The sequence below is a fragment of the Tenacibaculum ovolyticum DSM 18103 genome, assembly GCF_000430545.1.
GTDB lineage: Bacteria > Bacteroidota > Bacteroidia > Flavobacteriales > Flavobacteriaceae > Polaribacter > Polaribacter ovolyticus.
Map to the genome: position 1 here is coordinate 24,489 of NZ_AUMF01000016.1, position 19,080 is coordinate 43,568.

Annotated in this window: 14 protein-coding genes and 1 riboswitch; of the genes, 13 read left to right on the top strand and 1 reads right to left on the bottom strand. The window is 31.2% G+C overall.

Annotated features, from left to right (window positions below; genetic code table 11):
* Nucleotides 1–7: 7 nt before the first annotated feature.
* The 8 genes from H518_RS0105805 (at nucleotide 8) to metF (ending at nucleotide 8,389) form a co-directional block, all read left to right on the top strand.
* Nucleotides 8–1,063, top strand: a complete 1,056-nt coding sequence (locus tag H518_RS0105805) for an NAD(P)/FAD-dependent oxidoreductase (RefSeq protein WP_028888190.1) — start codon at nucleotides 8–10, stop codon at nucleotides 1,061–1,063.
* A 20-nt stretch (nucleotides 1,064–1,083) separates the two neighbouring features.
* Nucleotides 1,084–1,413 (top strand): 2Fe-2S iron-sulfur cluster-binding family protein, encoded by a 330-nt coding sequence (locus H518_RS0105810; RefSeq protein ID WP_028888191.1) that lies wholly within the window; start codon nucleotides 1,084–1,086, stop codon nucleotides 1,411–1,413.
* 1 nt (nucleotide 1,414) lies between these two features.
* On the top strand, nucleotides 1,415–2,155 hold the full coding sequence (gene epsC / locus H518_RS0105815) for a serine O-acetyltransferase EpsC (RefSeq protein ID WP_043706606.1): 741 nt from the start codon (nucleotides 1,415–1,417) through the stop codon (nucleotides 2,153–2,155).
* Nucleotides 2,156–2,158: 3 nt separating this feature from the next.
* The gene (gene cysM / locus H518_RS0105820; protein WP_028888193.1) at nucleotides 2,159–3,049 is read left to right on the top strand and encodes a cysteine synthase CysM; all 891 of its coding nucleotides are present in this window, start codon (nucleotides 2,159–2,161) and stop codon (nucleotides 3,047–3,049) included.
* Between the two features lie 63 nt (nucleotides 3,050–3,112).
* Nucleotides 3,113–3,236, top strand: a riboswitch (SAM riboswitch).
* Nucleotides 3,237–3,284: 48 nt separating this feature from the next.
* Nucleotides 3,285–4,277 (top strand): homocysteine S-methyltransferase family protein, encoded by a 993-nt coding sequence (locus H518_RS0105825; protein ID WP_028888194.1) that lies wholly within the window; start codon nucleotides 3,285–3,287, stop codon nucleotides 4,275–4,277.
* Complete coding sequence (metH, locus tag H518_RS0105830; RefSeq protein ID WP_028888195.1) at nucleotides 4,268–6,946, top strand: methionine synthase; 2,679 nt, start codon at nucleotides 4,268–4,270, stop codon at nucleotides 6,944–6,946. Before H518_RS0105825 ends, metH begins: the two co-directional genes overlap by 10 nt.
* An 11-nt stretch (nucleotides 6,947–6,957) precedes the next feature.
* The gene (locus H518_RS0105835) at nucleotides 6,958–7,200 is read left to right on the top strand and encodes a hypothetical protein (RefSeq protein ID WP_028888196.1); all 243 of its coding nucleotides are present in this window, start codon (nucleotides 6,958–6,960) and stop codon (nucleotides 7,198–7,200) included.
* Nucleotides 7,201–7,432: 232 nt separating this feature from the next.
* The gene (metF, locus tag H518_RS0105840) at nucleotides 7,433–8,389 is read left to right on the top strand and encodes a methylenetetrahydrofolate reductase [NAD(P)H] (RefSeq protein WP_028888197.1); all 957 of its coding nucleotides are present in this window, start codon (nucleotides 7,433–7,435) and stop codon (nucleotides 8,387–8,389) included.
* A 2-nt stretch (nucleotides 8,390–8,391) separates the two neighbouring features.
* Here the strand turns inward: metF and H518_RS0105845 are convergent, their stop codons facing one another.
* Nucleotides 8,392–9,954, bottom strand: coding sequence for a hypothetical protein (locus H518_RS0105845; RefSeq protein WP_028888198.1), 1,563 nt, complete (start codon nucleotides 9,952–9,954; stop codon nucleotides 8,392–8,394).
* A gap of 132 nt (nucleotides 9,955–10,086) precedes the next feature.
* Here H518_RS0105845 and H518_RS19330 point away from each other — a divergent pair, with 132 nt between their 5' ends.
* The 5 genes from H518_RS19330 to gltB all read left to right on the top strand — a co-directional run bounded on the left by H518_RS19330 (nucleotide 10,087) and on the right by gltB (nucleotide 19,079).
* Nucleotides 10,087–11,262 (top strand): 2-isopropylmalate synthase, encoded by a 1,176-nt coding sequence (locus H518_RS19330; protein ID WP_051263679.1) that lies wholly within the window; start codon nucleotides 10,087–10,089, stop codon nucleotides 11,260–11,262.
* The gene (leuC, locus tag H518_RS0105855) at nucleotides 11,262–12,644 is read left to right on the top strand and encodes a 3-isopropylmalate dehydratase large subunit (RefSeq protein WP_028888199.1); all 1,383 of its coding nucleotides are present in this window, start codon (nucleotides 11,262–11,264) and stop codon (nucleotides 12,642–12,644) included. Before H518_RS19330 ends, leuC begins: the two co-directional genes overlap by 1 nt.
* Nucleotide 12,645: 1 nt before the next feature.
* Nucleotides 12,646–13,224 carry a 3-isopropylmalate dehydratase small subunit gene (gene leuD, locus H518_RS0105860; RefSeq protein WP_028888200.1) on the top strand — a complete coding sequence of 193 codons (579 nt, stop codon included), beginning with the start codon at nucleotides 12,646–12,648 and terminating at the stop codon, nucleotides 13,222–13,224.
* Nucleotides 13,225–13,235: 11 nt separating this feature from the next.
* Entirely contained in the window at nucleotides 13,236–14,351 is a 1,116-nt protein-coding gene (gene leuB, locus H518_RS0105865; protein WP_028888201.1) for a 3-isopropylmalate dehydrogenase, read from the top strand.
* Between the two features lie 216 nt (nucleotides 14,352–14,567).
* Nucleotides 14,568–19,079, top strand: a complete 4,512-nt coding sequence (gene gltB / locus H518_RS0105870; RefSeq protein WP_028888202.1) for a glutamate synthase large subunit — start codon at nucleotides 14,568–14,570, stop codon at nucleotides 19,077–19,079.
* Nucleotide 19,080: the final 1 nt, after the last annotated feature.

Consider the following 19,080-nt stretch of genomic DNA (forward strand, 5'->3'; position numbering starts at 1 on the left):
AATACCAATGATACATACAGATATATTAATTATAGGGGCAGGACCTACAGGATTATTTACCATTTTTGAAGCAGGATTGTTAAAATTAAAATGTCATTTAATAGACGCATTGCCACAACCAGGAGGACAGTGTTCAGAAATATACCCTAAAAAACCTATTTATGATATTCCAGCATATCCAGAAATTTTAGCAGGAGATTTAACTGATAAGTTAATCGAACAAACAAAACAGTTTAAACCTGGTTTTACTTTAGGAGAAAGAGCAAATACCATTGAAAAACAAGAAGACGGAACTTTTATCGTAACGACAAATAAAGGAACAAAACATCAAGCACCAGTAGTTGCTATTGCAGGAGGTTTAGGTAGTTTTGAGCCACGTAAACCACCGATTCCTAATATTGCTGATTTTGAAGATAAAGGAGTTGAGTATATTATTAGAGATCCAGAATTATATAGAGATAAAAAAGTAGTAATATCAGGAGGAGGAGATTCAGCTTTAGACTGGGCAATCTTTTTATCTGACGTAGCATCTGAAGTAACGTTAATTCACCGTAGAAATGAGTTTAGAGGAGCTTTAGATAGTGTAGATACAGTACAAGAGCTAAAAAACTTAGGAAAGATTAACTTAATTACTCCAGCTGAAGTAAAAGGAATTTTAGGAAAAGAACACGTTACTGGTGTTGCTGTTGAGAAAAAAGGAGAAGAACCTTTTATTATAGATACAGATCATTTTATACCATTATTTGGTTTGTCTCCAAAATTAGGACCTATTGCAAATTGGGGGCTAGAAATTGAGAAAAACGCTATAAAAGTTAACAATGCTTTAGATTATCAAACAAATATTCCAGGTATATTTGCAATTGGAGATGTAAATACATATCCAGGAAAATTAAAATTAATTTTATGTGGATTTCACGAAGCAACTTTAATGTGTCAAAGTGCTTATAAACGTATTCATCCAGATAAAAAATATGTAATGAAGTATACTACTGTAGGTGGTGTTGAAGGTTTTGATGGAACTAAAAAAGAAGCACCAAAAGCAGTTGTAAAAGCAATTCAATAAAACGATTTAATATTATTATAATGTCAGATATCAACATAAAAATAACAGATAGAGAAGGAGTACTTCATGAAATTTTAGCGCCAACAGATATGGCAATGAATTTAATGGAAGTAATTCGTTCATACGAATTAGCAGAAGAAGGTACTGTTGGTGTTTGTGGTGGTATGGCAATGTGTGCTTCCTGTCAATGTTATGTGAAATCAGAGCATGAATTACCAGAAATGGGAATTGATGAAGATATGATGCTTGCAGAAGCGTTTCACGTAGAAGATAATAGTCGTTTAGGTTGTCAAATTCAAATGAAGCCAGAATTAGAAGGATTAGAAGTTGAATTAGCACCTGAAATGTAACATGTCATTAAATAATTATACACTTACTTTAAAAGATACCGTAGAAGAGTTTACAAAGAAATTATTTTACGCCCTTTTTGATGAGCAGTATTATAAAGAGAATATAAAAACGGTAGAAAATTTATTTTTCGATATAACTGGTAAATTAGATATAAAAGAAGCAAGTATAACTTGGTTACTTTATAAAGCTAAATTTAAAGAAATTCGTCATAAATTAGATTTAGATGCTATTGCTTTTGAAAAAACCGACCCAGCTGCAAAAAGTTTAAGAGAGGTGTATTTAGCATATCCTGGCTTTCATGCGATAGCAGTGTACCGTTTAAGTCATGAATTAATAAAATTGAAAGTACCAGTTTTACCAAGAATGATGAGCGAGTACACGCATGGGGTAACAGGTACTGATATTCATCCAGGAGCAACTATAGGAGATTCTTTTTTTATAGATCATGCTACAGGAATTGTTATTGGTGAAACTACATTGATAAAGGAGAATGTAAAAATTTATCAAGGGGTAACATTAGGAGGAATTCAAGTTAAAAAGAGTTTAGCAGAAACAAAAAGACACCCAACAATAGAAAGTAACGTAACTATTTATGCGAATGCTACTATCTTGGGAGGTGAAGTTATTATTGGTGAAAGTAGTATTATAGGAGCTAATGTATGTGTTACTGAATCAGTACCACCAAATTCATTAGTGATTTATCAATCAGAAAATAAAATTGTTTCAATAGAAAAAAAGTAAATTATGAAGGCAAAAAAAATAACTGACTTTGTTGGAAATACACCTTTAATTGAGGTAAGTAACATCCTTAATAAAAAAGGGGTACGATTGTTTTTAAAATTAGAAGGAAATAATCCAGGAGGAAGTGTTAAAGATAGAGCTGCTTATAATATGATTTTTGAGGCTTTAAATCGAAGAAATATAAAAAAAGGAGATCATTTAGTAGAAGCAACTAGTGGAAATACAGGAATTGCTTTAGCTTTTATATCTAAAGTATTAGGGTTGCATATGACATTAGTAATGCCTGAGAATGCAACTGAAGAAAGGGTTAAAACAATGAAGGCTTACGGAGCTGAAGTTTTATTAACATCTAAAGAAGAAGGAATCGAAGGAGCTAGAGATTTAGCACAAAAGCTACGATATAAAGAAGGGTACTTTATGTTGAATCAATTTGAAAATAATGATAATTGGAAAGCGCATTATAAAACCACAGGGCCAGAAATTTGGAAAGATACTGAAGGGGAGGTAACTCACTTTGTATCAGCTATGGGAACTACAGGAACCATAATGGGAGTTTCTACCTATTTAAAAGAACAAAATCCAAATATTCAAATTATTGGAGCACAACCATCTGATGGTTCAAGAATACCAGGAATTAGAAAATGGTCGGAAGAGTATTTGCCAAAGATTTTTGATAGATCAAAAGTTGATGAAATTATTGAGGTAAGTGAAAATCAGGCAAGAAATCAGGCACGTAAATTAGCGAGTCAAGAAGGTGTTTTTGGTGGAATGAGTAGTGGAGGTGCTGTACATGTTGCGCTTCAAGTTGCAGAAAAAATAGAAGAAGGTATTATTGTAGCTATTATTTGTGATATTGGCGATCGATATTTATCATCAAATTTATATAATTATTAAAAAAATGGTGTAAAAACAAAAAAAGTTTGTTTATTTGCACTGTAGTTCATTAACTTAATACGAATGTTATCAAGAAAGGTGGAGGGATTAGACCCGTTGAAACCTTAGCAACCCTCTGTGTAAACAGAGAAGGTGCTAAATTCTACTTTTATGCTGTTGTAATTTCAGTATTAAAGAGAGATAACGGAAAGAATACTCCTCTTTTCCTGATAACTTCTACTATAAAATATCAGGAATGTCAAAAATTTATAAAGAAATACAAAAACGAATTCTCGTACTCGATGGAGCTATGGGAACTATGCTACAAGCATATAAGTTTACTGAAGAGGATTTTCGAGGAGAACGATTTAAAGAATATCCAACACCACTACAAGGCAACAATGATTTATTGTCTATAACGCAACCTAAGGCAATTAAAGAAGTGCATGCAAAATATTTTGAAGCAGGTGCAGATATTATAGAAACGAATACTTTTTCAGGGACTACTATTGCAATGGCCGATTACCAAATGGAAGATTTGGTATATGAATTAAATTATGAGTCTGCAAGAATAGCGAAAGAAGTCGCGAATGAATTTACCACAAAAGAACCCCACAAGCCAAGATTTGTAGCAGGCTCAATTGGACCAACAAATAGAACTGCAAGTATGTCTCCAGATGTTAATGACCCTGGTTATAGAGCGGTTACTTTTGATGAATTACGCATAGCCTATAAACTACAAGTTGAAGCTTTGATAGATGGTGGTGCTGATCTTTTATTAGTAGAAACTGTTTTTGATACATTAAATGCTAAAGCAGCTTTATTTGCAATAGAAGAAGTAAAGGATGAACGTAAAATTGACATTCCAATAATGTTAAGCGGTACGATTACCGATGCAAGTGGTAGAACTTTATCAGGACAAACAGCTGAAGCATTTTTAATTTCGGTATCTCATATTCCATTATTGTCTGTAGGATTTAATTGTGCACTAGGTGCTAATTTATTACAACCACATTTAGAAGCAATTTCATCAAAAACAGAATTTGCGATATCTGCGCATCCTAATGCAGGACTACCAAATGCTTTTGGAGAATATGATGAAACTGCTGAGGAAATGGCAGATCAAATTGAAGATTATTTAAAGAAAGATTTAATCAATATTATAGGTGGGTGTTGCGGAACAACACCTGAGCATATTTCTGCAATTGCAGAATTAGCAGCTAAATATCAACCAAGAAAATGCAAATAAAACAAGATAAATATTTAAAGCTATCAGGTTTAGAACCTTTAATTTTAAGTGAATATACTAATTTTATTAATGTAGGTGAACGGACTAACGTTGCTGGTTCTAGAAAATTCTTACGATTAATAAAAGAAGAAAAATTTGATGAAGCATTAGCAATTGCTAGGCATCAAGTAGAAGGAGGCGCACAAATCATTGATGTAAATATGGATGATGGTTTGATTGACGGAAAGGAAGCAATGGTTCGTTTTTTAAATTTGATTGCTGCCGAACCAGATATTTGCAGAGTTCCATTAATGATCGATAGTTCGAAGTGGGAAATCATTGAAGCAGGTTTACAAGTTGTACAAGGAAAATGTGTTGTGAATTCTATTTCTTTAAAAGAAGGAGAAGAAAAATTCATATGGGAAGCAACTCAAATAAAACGTTATGGAGCAGCAGTAATTGTAATGGCATTTGACGAAGTTGGTCAAGCTGATAATTATGAAAGAAGAATTGAAATTGCTGAACGATCTTATCGAGTTTTGGTTGATAAAGTTGGTTTTGCATCCGAAGATATTATTTTCGATTTAAATATTTTTCCTGTAGCAACAGGAATGGAAGAGCATCGTAAGAATGCTATTGATTTTATTGAAGCAACACGTTGGGTTAGAGAAAATTTACCAAATGTAAGTGTAAGTGGAGGTGTGAGTAATGTGTCATTTTCATTTAGAGGAAATAATACTGTTAGAGAAGCAATGCATTCTGTTTTCTTGTATTATGCTATTCAGGCAGGAATGAATATGGGAATTGTAAACCCTGCATTGTTGGAGATTTATGATGATATTCCGAAAGATTTATTAGAACATATTGAAGATGTTGTTTTAGATCGTAGGGATGATGCTACTGAGCGTTTATTAGATTTTGCTGAAACAGTAAAAGGTGTTAAAAAACAAGATGAAACAAAAGTTTTAGAATGGAGAAGTTTCCCTTTACAAGAAAGAATTACACATTCTTTAGTGAAAGGAATAGATGAATTTATTATTGAAGATGTAGAACAAGCAAGACAAGAATCTGAAAAACCAATTCAGGTAATAGAAGGTCATTTAATGATTGGAATGAATGTGGTTGGAGATTTATTTGGTGCAGGGAAAATGTTTTTACCTCAAGTTGTAAAATCAGCTCGTGTAATGAAAAAAGCGGTAGCGTATTTAAACCCATTTGTTGAAGCAGAAAAAGGAGAGAAGCAACAAGCTTTAGGTAAAGTTTTAATGGCAACGGTAAAAGGTGATGTGCATGATATTGGTAAAAATATTGTGAGTGTTGTTTTAGGATGTAATAACTATGAGATTGTTGATTTAGGAGTTATGGTTCCGCCAGAAAAAATTATTGAAGCTGCTAAAAAAGAGAATGTAGATATAATTGGTTTATCTGGCTTAATTACACCTTCGTTAGATGAAATGGTGTATTTGGCAAAAGAAATGGAGCGCCAAGATTTTTCGGTGCCTTTGTTAATTGGTGGAGCAACAACATCAAAAGCACATACGGCTGTAAAAATAGATCCACAATATAAAAATGCTGTAGTGCATGTAAATGATGCTTCAAGAGCAGTAACTGTTGTAAGTGATTTATTAAATAAAGAAACAAGTAATGCTTACGTAACGAAATTGAAAAAAGATTATGATGAGTTTCGTGAAAAGTTTTTAAAGAGAGGAAAAACCAAAGCATATGTTTCTATAGAAGAAGCCCGTAAAAGGAAGCTTAAAATAGATTGGGAAACTACGATAATTGGAAAACCGAAAGAATTAGGTATTCAAACATTAGAACAAGTAAGTTTAAAAGAACTACTGCCGTTTATTGATTGGAGTCCATTTTTTAGAAGTTGGGATTTACACGGTAAATACCCAGATATTTTAACTGATGAGGTAGTTGGTGAACAAGCAAGGCAATTGTATGAAGATGCGAAGGTGATTTTGGATAAAATAATTACGAAACAATTATTAAAACCAAAAGCAGTATTTGGGTTATTTGAAGCAAATACAATTAATGATGATGATATTTCTATTCAGAAAAAAGGTGAAGAAATTGCTGTTTTTAGAACCTTACGTCAACAACTTAAAAAGAGAGAAGGAAAACCAAGTATTGCTTTGTCAGATTTTATAGCACCAAAAGAATCTAAAAAGCAAGATTATATGGGAACATTTTGCACGGCTATTTTTGGAGCAGATGAATTGGCGAAAACGTATAAAGAAAAAGAAGATGATTATAATGCAATTATGGTACAAGCAATTGCTGATCGTTTTGCTGAAGCATTTGCAGAATATTTACACCATAGAGTTAGAACTCAACATTGGGGATATGCAGCTGATGAAACATTATCAAATGATGAATTAATAAAGGAAACTTATAAAGGAATTCGTCCTGCACCAGGTTATCCAGCCTGTCCAGATCATTTAGAAAAAGAAACGATTTGGGATTTATTAAAAGTTGAAGAAAAAATAGGAGTAACATTAACAGAAAGTCTAGCAATGTGGCCTGCAGCAGCAGTTTCAGGGTATTATTTTGGTAATGAAGAAGCAAAATATTTCGGGTTAGGAAAAATTACAGATGATCAAGTACGTGATTTTGCTAATAGAAAAGGAATTAAGCTAGATAAGGCTAGAAAATGGCTTCATCCTGCAATAGCTGACAATTAAAAATAAACATAATGAGTGTAAAATTCATAGAATTAAATTTAAGGAATCACATTATTTCTCATGGATATGATGAAAATAATAAAGAGATAACTGAAGAATTTATTGCAGATGTTTTCTCACCAAAAACAATTGCCATTAGTAGAATTAAATCCTTGAGTGATAAATACGTTTTAACAGATTATATAGATGGTAGATGGATTTATTGGGAATATGAAGAATCGTACGAATTGGTTAAAAACGAATTATTAAAATAATAATATAAAACATAAAAAATAAAGCGTATTTAATTAACAATAAATTATCCTTTAGGTAAGATTAAAACTGAAAAACGATAGTAATTTTGAAGCATAAAAAAATCAATAAAATTAGAACAAATGAAAAAGTATAGTTTAGAGATTAAGTTTGTGATTCAGATACTTATAATGTTTACGGTGTCATTATTTATAGCGTCATTTATGTAGTTAAATATGCCTTTGTACTTAAATTATGAAGGTAACTGAACATATTAAAAAAGCAAAAGGGAAAACATTATTCTCATTTGAAATAATTCCGCCAAAAAAAGGAAATAACATTCAAGATTTATATAATAATATAGATCCGTTAATGGAATTTAATCCACCTTTTATAGATGTAACAACATCTAGAGAGCAACATTTATATATTGACAAAGGAAACGGATTATTAGATAGAAAAATAACCAGAATGCGACCAGGAACAGTAGGTATTTGTGCGGCAATAAAACACAAATATGATGTTGATACTGTACCGCATGTTTTGTGTGGAGGATTTACCAAAGAAGAAACAGAATATCTGTTGGTAGATTGTCATTATTTAGGTATTGAAAATGTAATGGCTTTACGTGGAGATGCAATGAGTCATCAACGTTATTTTGAACCATGTAAAGATGGCCATAAATACGCATCTGAGTTAGTAAATCAGATCCAAAGTTTAAATAAAGGAAAATATTTACACGATGTAGTTGAAGCGAATCATAAAGCTGATTTTTGTATTGGTGTTGCTGGTTATCCAGAAAAACATTTAGAATCACCATCTTTACAAACAGATTTAAAGCGATTGAAAGAAAAAATAGATGCAGGTGCTGATTATGTGGTAACTCAAATGTTTTTTAACAATCAAAAGTATTTTGAATTTGTAGATGCAGCAAGAAAAATAGGAATTACAGTACCTATTATTCCAGGAATTAAGCCAATCTCGGTTAAACGTCATTTACAATTATTACCACAAGTATTTAAAATAGATTTACCAGAAACTTTAATAAAATCAATAGATAGTTGTAAAAATAATAAAGAGGTAAGACAAGTTGGTGTAGAATGGTGTATACAACAATCTCAAGAATTGTTAGCAGCAGGAGTACCGCTATTACATTACTACTCTATGGGAAAAAGTGATAATGTTAAAGCGATTGCTAAAGCATTATTCTAAAATTATCTTTTATTTTGAATAAGTTTTTGCTTTATAATTACTGCAACTGGTTTATTTTCTATTTTAGATTCTAGCCAAGAAAGTATGTCTAAATATAAAAAAGCTCTTTTCTCATAAGGATGATTTTCATAAATTTTTAAACGATCATATATCTTTTTAAACTCTTTTTTAATTTGATGAGGAAAAACATCACCTAGCGCTTTTATTGATGAAATGAATTCTTTTTGAACTTCTTGAAGATTTTCCATTTTTAATAAAAAGCGATAGGTGTCCTTAAATTGTCTTTCAAAATCGTAATCTAAACCACATTCATAATGCGCAATTAAGCTTAAAATTCTAGCAAAACATTGTAAATCTTCAGCAACATGAATTTTTTTAGATTTAATAATTTTATTTAAATAAAAAATACACTCTTTATTTTTGTTCATACCAAAGTATAAACTGGCTATTTTATAAAATAAAACAACAATGTGATGGTTATCAAGCCTGTTTTTATATATTTCAATTTTAGTATTTATTGTTTCTACTAAATATTCACCTTCAGAAAAACTACCCTCTAAAAAATGTAAGTGTAATTTATTAGCATAATAATATTGAAAAATTAAAATTTCGGTATTACTATTTATTGGTATTAAGTTATTTTCAATTTCTTTTTCAAAAAAAGTTAGCTCTTCTTTAAATTTAGAATAGTGTTTTATAAAAAATAAACTTTCTAGTAAGTAATTTTTTCCTTTTAGATAAAAAACGGGGTGAATAGCAATGTTTTTAGAATTGTTTTTAAATAAATCTACCCATTTGTTAGCATATTTATAACTTTGAAGAAAATCTTGTGTTAAAAAACTATGCCATAAATTAGCTTTATATAGCCATAACCTTTCTCTAAAACCTAAGTTGTCATATTCATAATTAGGTAATTTAGATTCAAAATAAAAATTAACTTTTTTAAGCTCGGCATCATTTCTTACATATCCAGTTTTTAATAAAGTACCGTATAACTGTAGCGATAAATTAGAAAGCTTACTAGCAATTACGTTTTGCTGACTTAATTTTTTAGCCTGAATAGTTAGTTCATCAGCCCTAGTACTAATACTCCTAGTTATGTACTGACTTTCAATAACTTTTTCTAACTCAACAATTTCATAAGCAATATTTTTTTCCTCATTATCAATAGCAGTATTCTTAGCTTTGTCTAATAATTTTAAACTTTGCTTATATAGTCCTTTTTGATATAGGATAGTAGCAAAATCTAGTAGCTCTCTTATTTGAATTCTTATATTTTTATGAGCAGGGTTCATTCGCAAACTAATTAATATTTGCTTATATAAATGAGCTTTTAAATTAGAAAGTTGTTGTTTACTGACAATACCGCTTTTTATAATTATTTTTTCATCATACTTTTTTTGTTTGTCTAAAAACTTAAAAAGAGAAAAAAATTTAGCGTCATTATTTCCATCTAAACGACCTACATAAAGATTAAATTGACGCTTTTCAGACTTAGATAAAGATTTTATTAAAACAAAAAGAGCATCGTTTTGTTGGTTGGATAGTGTAATGAGTTTCTTCATAACGTACTTGTTTTCAGTCTTTTGTGTTTTAATTTTTCAATTTTAATGTCGTAGGCAATAAGTTTGTAAACGACTTATTGAAGAATCTAATATATACATTTGGATTAATAAAAGGTAAATAAATTAATAGAGATGCAAAACGATAAAGTCCAAATTTTTGACACCACTTTACGAGACGGAGAGCAAGTCCCTGGATGTAAATTAGATACTAAACAGAAGTTAGTTATTGCTGAAAGACTTGATTTTTTAGGAGTTGATGTTATTGAAGCGGGTTTTCCTGTTTCTAGTCCAGGAGATTTTGCATCAGTAAGTGAAATAGCTAAGATTGTAAAAAATGCTACAGTTTGTGGGTTAACAAGAGCGATTGAAAATGATATTAAAGTTGCAGCAGAAGCTTTAAAATACGCTAAATTACCTAGAATTCACACAGGAATTGGAACTAGTGACTCTCATATAAAATTTAAATTTAACTCAACAAGAGAAAAAGTAATTGAACGTGCAATTGGTGCAGTTTCTTATGCTAAATCATTTGTAGAAGATGTAGAGTTTTATGCAGAAGATGCTGGTAGAACAGATAATGCTTTTTTAGCTAAAATATGTGAGGAAGCAATTAAAGCAGGTGCAACTGTTTTAAATATTCCTGATACTACAGGATATTGTTTGCCAGAAGAGTATGGTGCTAAAATGAAATATTTACGAGAGAATGTAAAAGGTATTGAAAATGTAATTTTATCTTGTCATTGTCATAATGATTTAGGAATGGCTACAGCCAATTCTATAGCAGGAGTTATGAATGGAGCACGCCAAATAGAATGTACAATTAACGGTATAGGAGAACGTGCAGGGAACACTGCTTTAGAAGAAGTAGTTATGGTTTTAAAACAACACCCGTATTTGAATTTACAAACAGACATTAATACTCAGCTATTGTATGATACAAGTATAATGGTTCGTGAAAGTATGGGAATGCCAGTACAGCCAAATAAAGCAATTGTAGGAGCAAATGCATTTGCACATAGTTCAGGAATTCATCAAGATGGTGTGATAAAAAATCGCGAAACATATGAAATAATGGACCCTGCTGATGTAGGTGTAACTGAAAGTGCTATTGTATTAACAGCAAGAAGTGGTAGAGCAGCATTAGCATATAGAGCTAAAAAAATAGGATACGAGTTAACCAAATTACAATTAGATTCAGCTTATAAAACTTTTTTAAATTTTGCTGATAAACAAAAAGAAGTAATTGATGACGATCTTCATTTAATTATGCAAAAAGTAAATAAAATATCTAAAATAGTAATGGCATAATGGGAAAAACATTATTTGATAAAGTATGGGATGCCCATGTGGTAGATTCAATAGAAAATGGTCCACAGATTTTATATATAGACAAACATTTAATTCATGAAGTTACAAGCCCTCAGGCTTTTAATGAATTGAAGGAGCGTAACATACCAGTTGCACGTCCAAATAAAATTGTTGCAACGGCAGATCATAATACGCCAACAGAAAACCAACATTTACCAGTTAAAGACGAATTGTCTAGGAATCAGTTAGAACAATTAACGAAAAATTGTAATGAAAATGATATTACTTTATATGGCTTAGGACATAAAAATAATGGAATTGTACACGTTATAGCTCCAGAATTAGGGGTTACACAACCAGGAATGACAATGGTTTGTGGAGATAGTCATACCTCTACACATGGTGCTTTTGGTACAATTGCTTTTGGTATTGGTACAAGTCAAGTAGCTCAAGTATTTGCAAGTCAATGTTTATTATTACAAAAACCTAAGAGTTTACGAGTTTCTGTTAATGGAAAATTAAAGAAAGGAGTATCTCCTAAAGATGTTATTCTTTATATTATAGCTCAATTAGGAACCAATTCAGGTACAGGTTATTTTTGTGAATATGCAGGAAATGTATTTGAAGAAATGTCTATGGAAGGTCGTATGACAGTTTGTAATATGAGTATTGAAATGGGAGCAAGAGGAGGAATGATTGCACCAGATGAAACTACTTTTAATTATGTAAAAGATAGAGAATTTGCACCAAAAGGAAGTGAATTTGAAAAGAAAGTAGCTTATTGGAAAACATTACCATCAGATGCTGATGCTAAGTTTGATCAAGAATATAGTTTTAATGCAGAAGACATTGAACCAATGCTTACTTATGGTACAAACCCTGGTATGGGGATTAAAATTTCAGAAACCATACCTAATGAAGTTGATGCTTCTTTTGAGAAATCATTAGCATATATGAACTTTAAAAAAGGGGAAAGTCTTATTAACAAAGAAGTTAATTATGTGTTTATAGGTAGTTGTACTAATTCTAGAATAGAAGATTTTAGAGAAGTAGCTAATTATGTAAAAGGAAAGCAAAAAGCAGGAAATGTAAATGCTTGGTTAGTACCTGGCTCACAAAAAGTAGCGCAACAAATTCAAAATGAAGGACTACAAACTATTTTTGAAGAAGCAGGTTTCGAATTACGACAACCAGGATGTTCAGCTTGCCTAGCAATGAATGATGATAAAATTCCTGAAGGAGAATATTGTGTTTCTACCTCTAATAGAAATTTTGAAGGAAGACAAGGACAAGGAGCAAGAACAATTTTAGCAAGTCCTTTAATGGCAGCCGCAACTGCAGTAGAAGGAAAGATTATTGATATAACGAAACACTTAAATTAAGATGGAAAAATTTGTAAAATTAATTGATACAGCAGTTCCATTAACAACTGAAAATGTAGATACAGATCAGATTATTCCTGCTCGATTTTTAAAAGCTACAGATAAAAAGGGGTTTGGAGATAATGTATTTAGAGATTGGCGTTTTCATAAGGATGGAAGCATAAATAACGAATTCATTTTAAATAATAAAAACTATAACGGAAGTATATTAATTGCTGGTGATAATTTTGGATGTGGATCAAGTAGAGAACATGCAGCATGGGCTTTAGCTGGTTATGGATTTAAAGTAGTTATAAGTAGTTTTTTTGCAGATATTTTTAAAGGAAACGCATTAAATAATGGTATCTTACCAGTACAAGTTTCTAAAGAGTATTTAGAGAAATTACTAAAAAAAGTAACAGAGAAGCCAGAAGCAGTTGTAATTATTGATTTAGAAGAGCAAGTAATTAAAACAGATGTTGGTATTAGTAAATTTGAAATTAATCCATATAAAAAATTATGTATGATTAATGGATATGATGACATTGATTTTCTAGTAAGTAAAAAAGATAAAATAGAAGCTTTTGAAGCATCATTATAAAAAATATAAGAATGAAATTTAATATAGCTGTAATTCCAGGAGACGGTATTGGACCAGAAGTAACGATACAAGCTCAAAAAGTTTTAGAAGCAGTTGCAAATGTATACGATCATACGTTTATATTTAAAGAAGCGTTAATGGGCGCTTGTGCTATTGATAAAACAGGTAATCCTTTGCCTGATGAAACAATTACTTTGTGTAAAAAAAGTGATGCTATTTTGTTTGGTGCTATTGGAGATCCTAAATATGATAATGATCCAACGGCAAAAGTTCGTCCAGAACAAGGTTTATTAAAACTAAGAAAAGAGTTAGGTTTATTTTGTAACGAACGACCTGTAAAAGCATACCAGCAGTTAATTGAAAACTCTCCGTTAAAAAGAGAAATTATTGAAGGAACTGATATTACAATTTACAGAGAGTTAACAGGAGGAATTTACTTTGGAATTAAAGAAATTAGTGATGATAAGCAAATAGCTTTTGATGGATGTTCTTATTCAGTAGAAGAAATAGAACGTATTGCTCATTTAGCTTTTAAGGCAGCACAGAAAAGACGTAAAAAACTAACATTAGTTGATAAAGCAAATGTTTTAGAAACTTCAAGATTATGGAGAAAAACAGTTACTGCTTTAGCTAGTAATTATCCTGATGTAGCGTTAGATTTTATATTTGTAGATAATGCAGCAATGCAGTTAATTTTAAACCCAAAACAGTTTGATGTAATTCTTACCGAAAATTTATTTGGAGATATATTATCTGATGAAGCTAGTGTTATTGGAGGATCTATAGGTTTATTAGCATCGTCATCTATAGGAAAAGAGAATGCGTTGTTTGAGCCAATTCATGGATCTTTTCCACAAGCAAAAGGAAAAGATATCGCAAATCCATTAGCATCTATTTTATCGGCAGCAATGTTATTAAAGCACCTCGGTTTAAACGAAGAAGCTTTAGCGATTGAGAGCGCTGTTGAAAAATCATTAGAATTAGGAATAACTACAGAAGATATTAGTTCTGATAAGAATTTTGGAACAAGTAAAGTTGGAGATTTTATTGCAGATTATATTTACAATCAAGAAGATAGTAACCTCAACTTTCAAAATATTCATACAGGTCAGAGTACAATTATTTAGACGCTTATAAAAGAATACATTTTAAAACACTACTATAATTTTCATTTTGATAAATTATAGTAGTGTTTTTTTATAATCTATTAAATAATTAATTAAAGAATGTGTATTTATTTTTAATAAAAACCTGTTTTTTATGTGTTTAATTACGTCTTTCGTCTATTTTGTTAAATTATTTTCATTAAATTTTGTATTTTGCTGAATATAATTTAATTTAAGATGAAGAGACAAGGTTTATATTTACCCGAATTTGAACATGAAAATTGTGGTGCAGGTTTTATATGTAATTTGAATGGAGAGAGGACGAATCAAATTATACATGATGCTCTAGAAATTTTAGTGAAATTAGAGCATAGAGGAGGAGTTAGTTCTGATGGAAAGACAGGAGATGGAGCAGGTTTGTTAATTGATATTCCTCATGCTTATTTTAAAAGAGTCTGTAACTTTTCTTTACCAGCACAAAGAGAGTATGCAGTTGGAATGGTTTTTCTTCCCAAAAACTTAAATCAATACAATTTTTGTAAAACAACTTTTGAAAAAGAGCTAGTATCTCAAGGGCTTTCTATTTTAGGTTGGAGAGAGGTTCCTGTCGATTCTTCTCAGTTAGGAGAAATAGCATTAGCATCTGAACCAAATATAGAACAACTTTTTATTGATAAAGCAAAAGATATAAGTGAAGCTACTTTTAAAGCAAAATTATATGCAGCACGTAAAATAGCAGAACATATAATTAGAAAATCTAAAATTTCTGAAAGTGCATATTTTTACGTTCCAAGTTTGTCTATAACAACCATTATCTATAAAGGTATTATAATGCCAGAAGATATTGGTCCTTATTATAAAGATTTACAAGAATTAGATTTAGTTACGCGTTTAGCATTAGTACATCAACGTTTTTCCACTAACACAATGCCAACATGGGAGTTAGCACAACCTTTTAGACATATGTGTCAGAATGGAGAAATAAACACATTACGAGGTAATGTAAGTCGAATGAGGGTACGAGAAGAAATCATGAAAAGTGATGTTTTCGGCCCTCAAATCGATAAATTATTCCCAATAATTTTGCCAGGTAAATCCGATTCAGCTTCTATGGATATGGTTGTTGAATTGTTAACACATACCGAACGGTCATTACCAGAAATTATGATGATGATGATTCCTGAAGCTTGGGAAAAACATGAAACAATGTCTGAAGCTCGAAAAGCATTTTATGAATACAATGGTTGTATTATGGAACCTTGGGATGGGCCTGCATCTGTTCCTTTTACAGATGGAGATTATATTGGTGCTTTATTAGATAGAAATGGTTTAAGACCATCAAGATATACTGTAACTAAGAGTGGTAAATTAATTATGTCTTCAGAGATAGGGGTTGTTGATGTAACTCCAGAAGATGTAAAAAAGCATGGAAGATTAGAGCCAGGAAAAATGTTTCTGGTTGATATGAATGAAGGTAGAATAATTGAGGATGAGGAAATAAAAAGTAAAATTGTTTCAGAACGACCTTATCAAGAATGGTTAGATAAAACACGATTGCATTTAAAAGATGTTCCTTATACAAGTGAAACTTGCCCTATAGAATCTATTGATATAAAAACACGTCAACGCTTATTTAATTATACTTTTGAAGATATTCAAGAGGTAATTACGCCAATGGCTCAAGTAGGTAAAGAAGCTTTAGGATCAATGGGAATTGATACTCCTTTAGCTGTTTTATCAGATAGACCTCAATTAATATCAAATTATTTTAAACAATTATTCGCGCAAGTAACAAATCCACCTTTAGATGGAATTCGTGAAAAAATTGTAACAGACATAAGTTTAAACTTAGGAAAAGATAGAAATATCTTTAGTATTACAGAAAGACAATGTAGAAAGTTAGAAATTCAAAACCCTGTTATTTCTAATGATGATTTAGAAAAAATTAGAAACATTTCTGTTGAAAGTTTTAAAGCTGAAACACTTCAAATTTTATATCCAAAAGCAGAAGGTCTTAACGGATTAGAAAATGCTCTTGACAATATTATTATTCAAATAGAAAAAGCATTAGAAAGAAAGACAAATATTATTATTCTCTCAGATAGAGGTGTAAATCAAGAATTTGCTCCAATTCCGGCGTTATTAGCCTGTTCGTTTGTTAATCACCAATTAAACCGATTACGTAAGCGTTCTTTTTTTGATATTATTATCGAATCGGCAGAACCACGTGAACCACATCATTTTGCAACTTTATTTGGTTATGGAGCAAGTGCAATTAATCCGTATATGGTAAATGAAATTATTCGATCTCAAGTAAACGAAGGTTTTATTGTTGGAATGGATGAGCAAAAAGCTGTTGATAATTTTAATACAGCAATAGGAAAAGGAATCTTAAAAGTGATGAATAAGATCGGAATCTCAACATTACATTCGTATAGAGGTTCTCAAATTTTTGAAATAGTTGGTTTTAATTCTCAATTTGTAGAAAAATACTTTCCGTATACTGCATCAAGAATTGAAGGTATTGGTTTATATGAAATAGAAAAAGAAATAGACCAGCGTTATAAACAAGCATATCCTAACAATCAAATAGATAAAAATTTAAGTTTAAATATTGGAGGTGATTATAGATGGAGAAGAAATGGTGAACGTCATTTATTTAATCCTACAACTGTAGCAAAACTGCAACAAGCTGTTAGATTAAGTGATCAAGATAGTTATGATGTATATGCAAAAGCAATTAATGAGCAATCGGAAAGTTTAATGACTATTCGAGGACTGTTTCAGTTCGATAATTTAGATCCTATTCCGCTAGAAGAAGTAGAACCTTGGACAGAGATTGTGAAACGTTTTAAAACAGGAGCAATGTCATATGGATCTATTTCTCGTGAAGCTCATGAAAACTTAGCAATTGCAATGAATAGAATTGGAGGAAAATCTAATTCAGGTGAAGGAGGTGAAGATAGAAAACGTTTTCAAAAAGATGTAAACGGTGATAGTAGAAATTCAGCAATAAAGCAAGTAGCATCAGGTAGGTTTGGAGTAACTTCTCATTATTTATCAAGTGCAAAAGAGATTCAAATAAAAATGGCGCAAGGTGCTAAGCCTGGTGAAGGAGGGCAATTACCTGGTGAAAAAGTATTACCGTGGATTGCTGCCGCAAGAAACTCAACTCCTTTTGTAGGTTTAATTTCACCACCACCACATCATGATATTTACTCAATAGAAGATTTAGCACAATTAATTTACGATTTAAAAAATGCAAATCGTGAAGCAAGAATTAATGTGAAATTAGTTTCTGAAGTTGGTGTAGGTACTATTGCAGCTGGTGTTGCAAAAGCAAAAGCAGATGTTGTTTTAATTTCTGGTTATGATGGAGGTACAGGAGCTTCTCCACTTACTTCTTTAAAACATGCAGGTTTACCTTGGGAACTTGGTTTAGCAGAAGCGCAACAAACATTGGTTTTAAATAATTTAAGAAGTAGAATAGTTGTAGAGTGTGATGGGCAATTAAAAACAGGTAGAGATGTTGCGATCGCGGCACTATTAGGTGCTGAAGAATTTGGTTTCGCTACCGCTCCTTTAGTAGCTTCTGGGTGTATTATGATGCGTAAATGTCATTTAAATACTTGTCCTGTAGGTATTGCAACTCAAGATAAAGAATTGCGTAAAAATTTTAAAGGAACTCCAGAACATGTAATAAACTTCTTTTATTATATCGCTGAAGAGTTAAGACAAATAATGGCGCAACTTGGTTTTAAAACCTTAAAGGAAATGGTTGGTCAAACGCATAAAATAAATGCAAATAAAGCAATTAAACATTATAAAGCAAAAGGGTTAGACTTGTCGAGTATTTTACATAGACCTACTGGTTATAAGAGTATGATTCTTAAAAATACAGAAGGGCAGGAACATAACTTAGAAAATGTATTAGATTTTACAATTTTAAAAGATTCTCATAGAGCTTTGTATAGAAAAGAAAAAATGAATCTTACGTATCCAATAAAAAATACAAATCGTACAGTTGGAGCAATAGTTAGTAATGAAATATCAAAAATTTATGGACATTTAGGTTTACCTGAAGATACCTTGAATATTAATTTTACAGGCTCAGCAGGACAAAGTTTTGGCGCTTTTGGCGCGTATGGATTAACATTTACAGTAGCAGGTAATACCAATGATTATTTAGGAAAAGGATTATCGGGGGCAAAATTGATTGTAAAAAAACCTGATAAGGCAGATTTTATAGCAGAACAGAATATTATTGTTGGGAATGTTTGTTTGTTCGGAGCAGTAGCAGGTCAGGCATATATTAACGGAATTGCAGGAGAGCGTTTTGCTGTTCGTAATTCTGGAGCTACGACTGTTGTAGAAGGTGTTGGAGACCATTGTTGTGAATATATGACAGGAGGTAAAGTTGTTGTTTTAGGAAAAACAGGAAGAAATTTTGCAGCAGGTATGAGTGGTGGAATTGCATACGTTTATGATGTAGAAAATGAATTTATAAACGGACTCTGTAATACAGAAACAATCGAGTTTGAAGATATTTCAAATGAAGATGCTGAAGAATTAAAGTTAATAATAGAGAAGCATGTTTTATATACTGGAAGTAAAAAAGCTGTAGCAATTTTAGCAGATTGGAATACTAGTTTAAAAAACTTCGTAAGAGTAATGCCAATTGAATATAAACGAGCTTTAAAGCGTTTAGAAACAGAAGAAACAATGTTTGAAGAACTAACAATAGCATAAT

What these genes read in the sequence shown, in the direction of transcription:
- gltB (WP_028888202.1), top strand. Translation starts at nt 14,568, where the DNA reads ATGAAGAGACAAGGTTTATATTTACCCGAATTTGAACATGAAAATTGT.
- H518_RS0105845 (WP_028888198.1), bottom strand. Translation starts at nt 9,954, where the DNA reads ATGAAGAAACTCATTACACTATCCAACCAACAAAACGATGCTCTTTTT.
- metF (WP_028888197.1), top strand. Translation starts at nt 7,433, where the DNA reads ATGAAGGTAACTGAACATATTAAAAAAGCAAAAGGGAAAACATTATTC.
- H518_RS0105825 (WP_028888194.1), top strand. Translation starts at nt 3,285, where the DNA reads ATGTCAAAAATTTATAAAGAAATACAAAAACGAATTCTCGTACTCGAT.
- metH (WP_028888195.1), top strand. Translation starts at nt 4,268, where the DNA reads ATGCAAATAAAACAAGATAAATATTTAAAGCTATCAGGTTTAGAACCT.
- H518_RS0105810 (WP_028888191.1), top strand. Translation starts at nt 1,084, where the DNA reads ATGTCAGATATCAACATAAAAATAACAGATAGAGAAGGAGTACTTCAT.
- H518_RS19330 (WP_051263679.1), top strand. Translation starts at nt 10,087, where the DNA reads ATGCAAAACGATAAAGTCCAAATTTTTGACACCACTTTACGAGACGGA.
- cysM (WP_028888193.1), top strand. Translation starts at nt 2,159, where the DNA reads ATGAAGGCAAAAAAAATAACTGACTTTGTTGGAAATACACCTTTAATT.
- H518_RS0105835 (WP_028888196.1), top strand. Translation starts at nt 6,958, where the DNA reads ATGAGTGTAAAATTCATAGAATTAAATTTAAGGAATCACATTATTTCT.
- epsC (WP_043706606.1), top strand. Translation starts at nt 1,415, where the DNA reads ATGTCATTAAATAATTATACACTTACTTTAAAAGATACCGTAGAAGAG.
- H518_RS0105805 (WP_028888190.1), top strand. Translation starts at nt 8, where the DNA reads ATGATACATACAGATATATTAATTATAGGGGCAGGACCTACAGGATTA.
- leuC (WP_028888199.1), top strand. Translation starts at nt 11,262, where the DNA reads ATGGGAAAAACATTATTTGATAAAGTATGGGATGCCCATGTGGTAGAT.
- leuB (WP_028888201.1), top strand. Translation starts at nt 13,236, where the DNA reads ATGAAATTTAATATAGCTGTAATTCCAGGAGACGGTATTGGACCAGAA.
- leuD (WP_028888200.1), top strand. Translation starts at nt 12,646, where the DNA reads ATGGAAAAATTTGTAAAATTAATTGATACAGCAGTTCCATTAACAACT.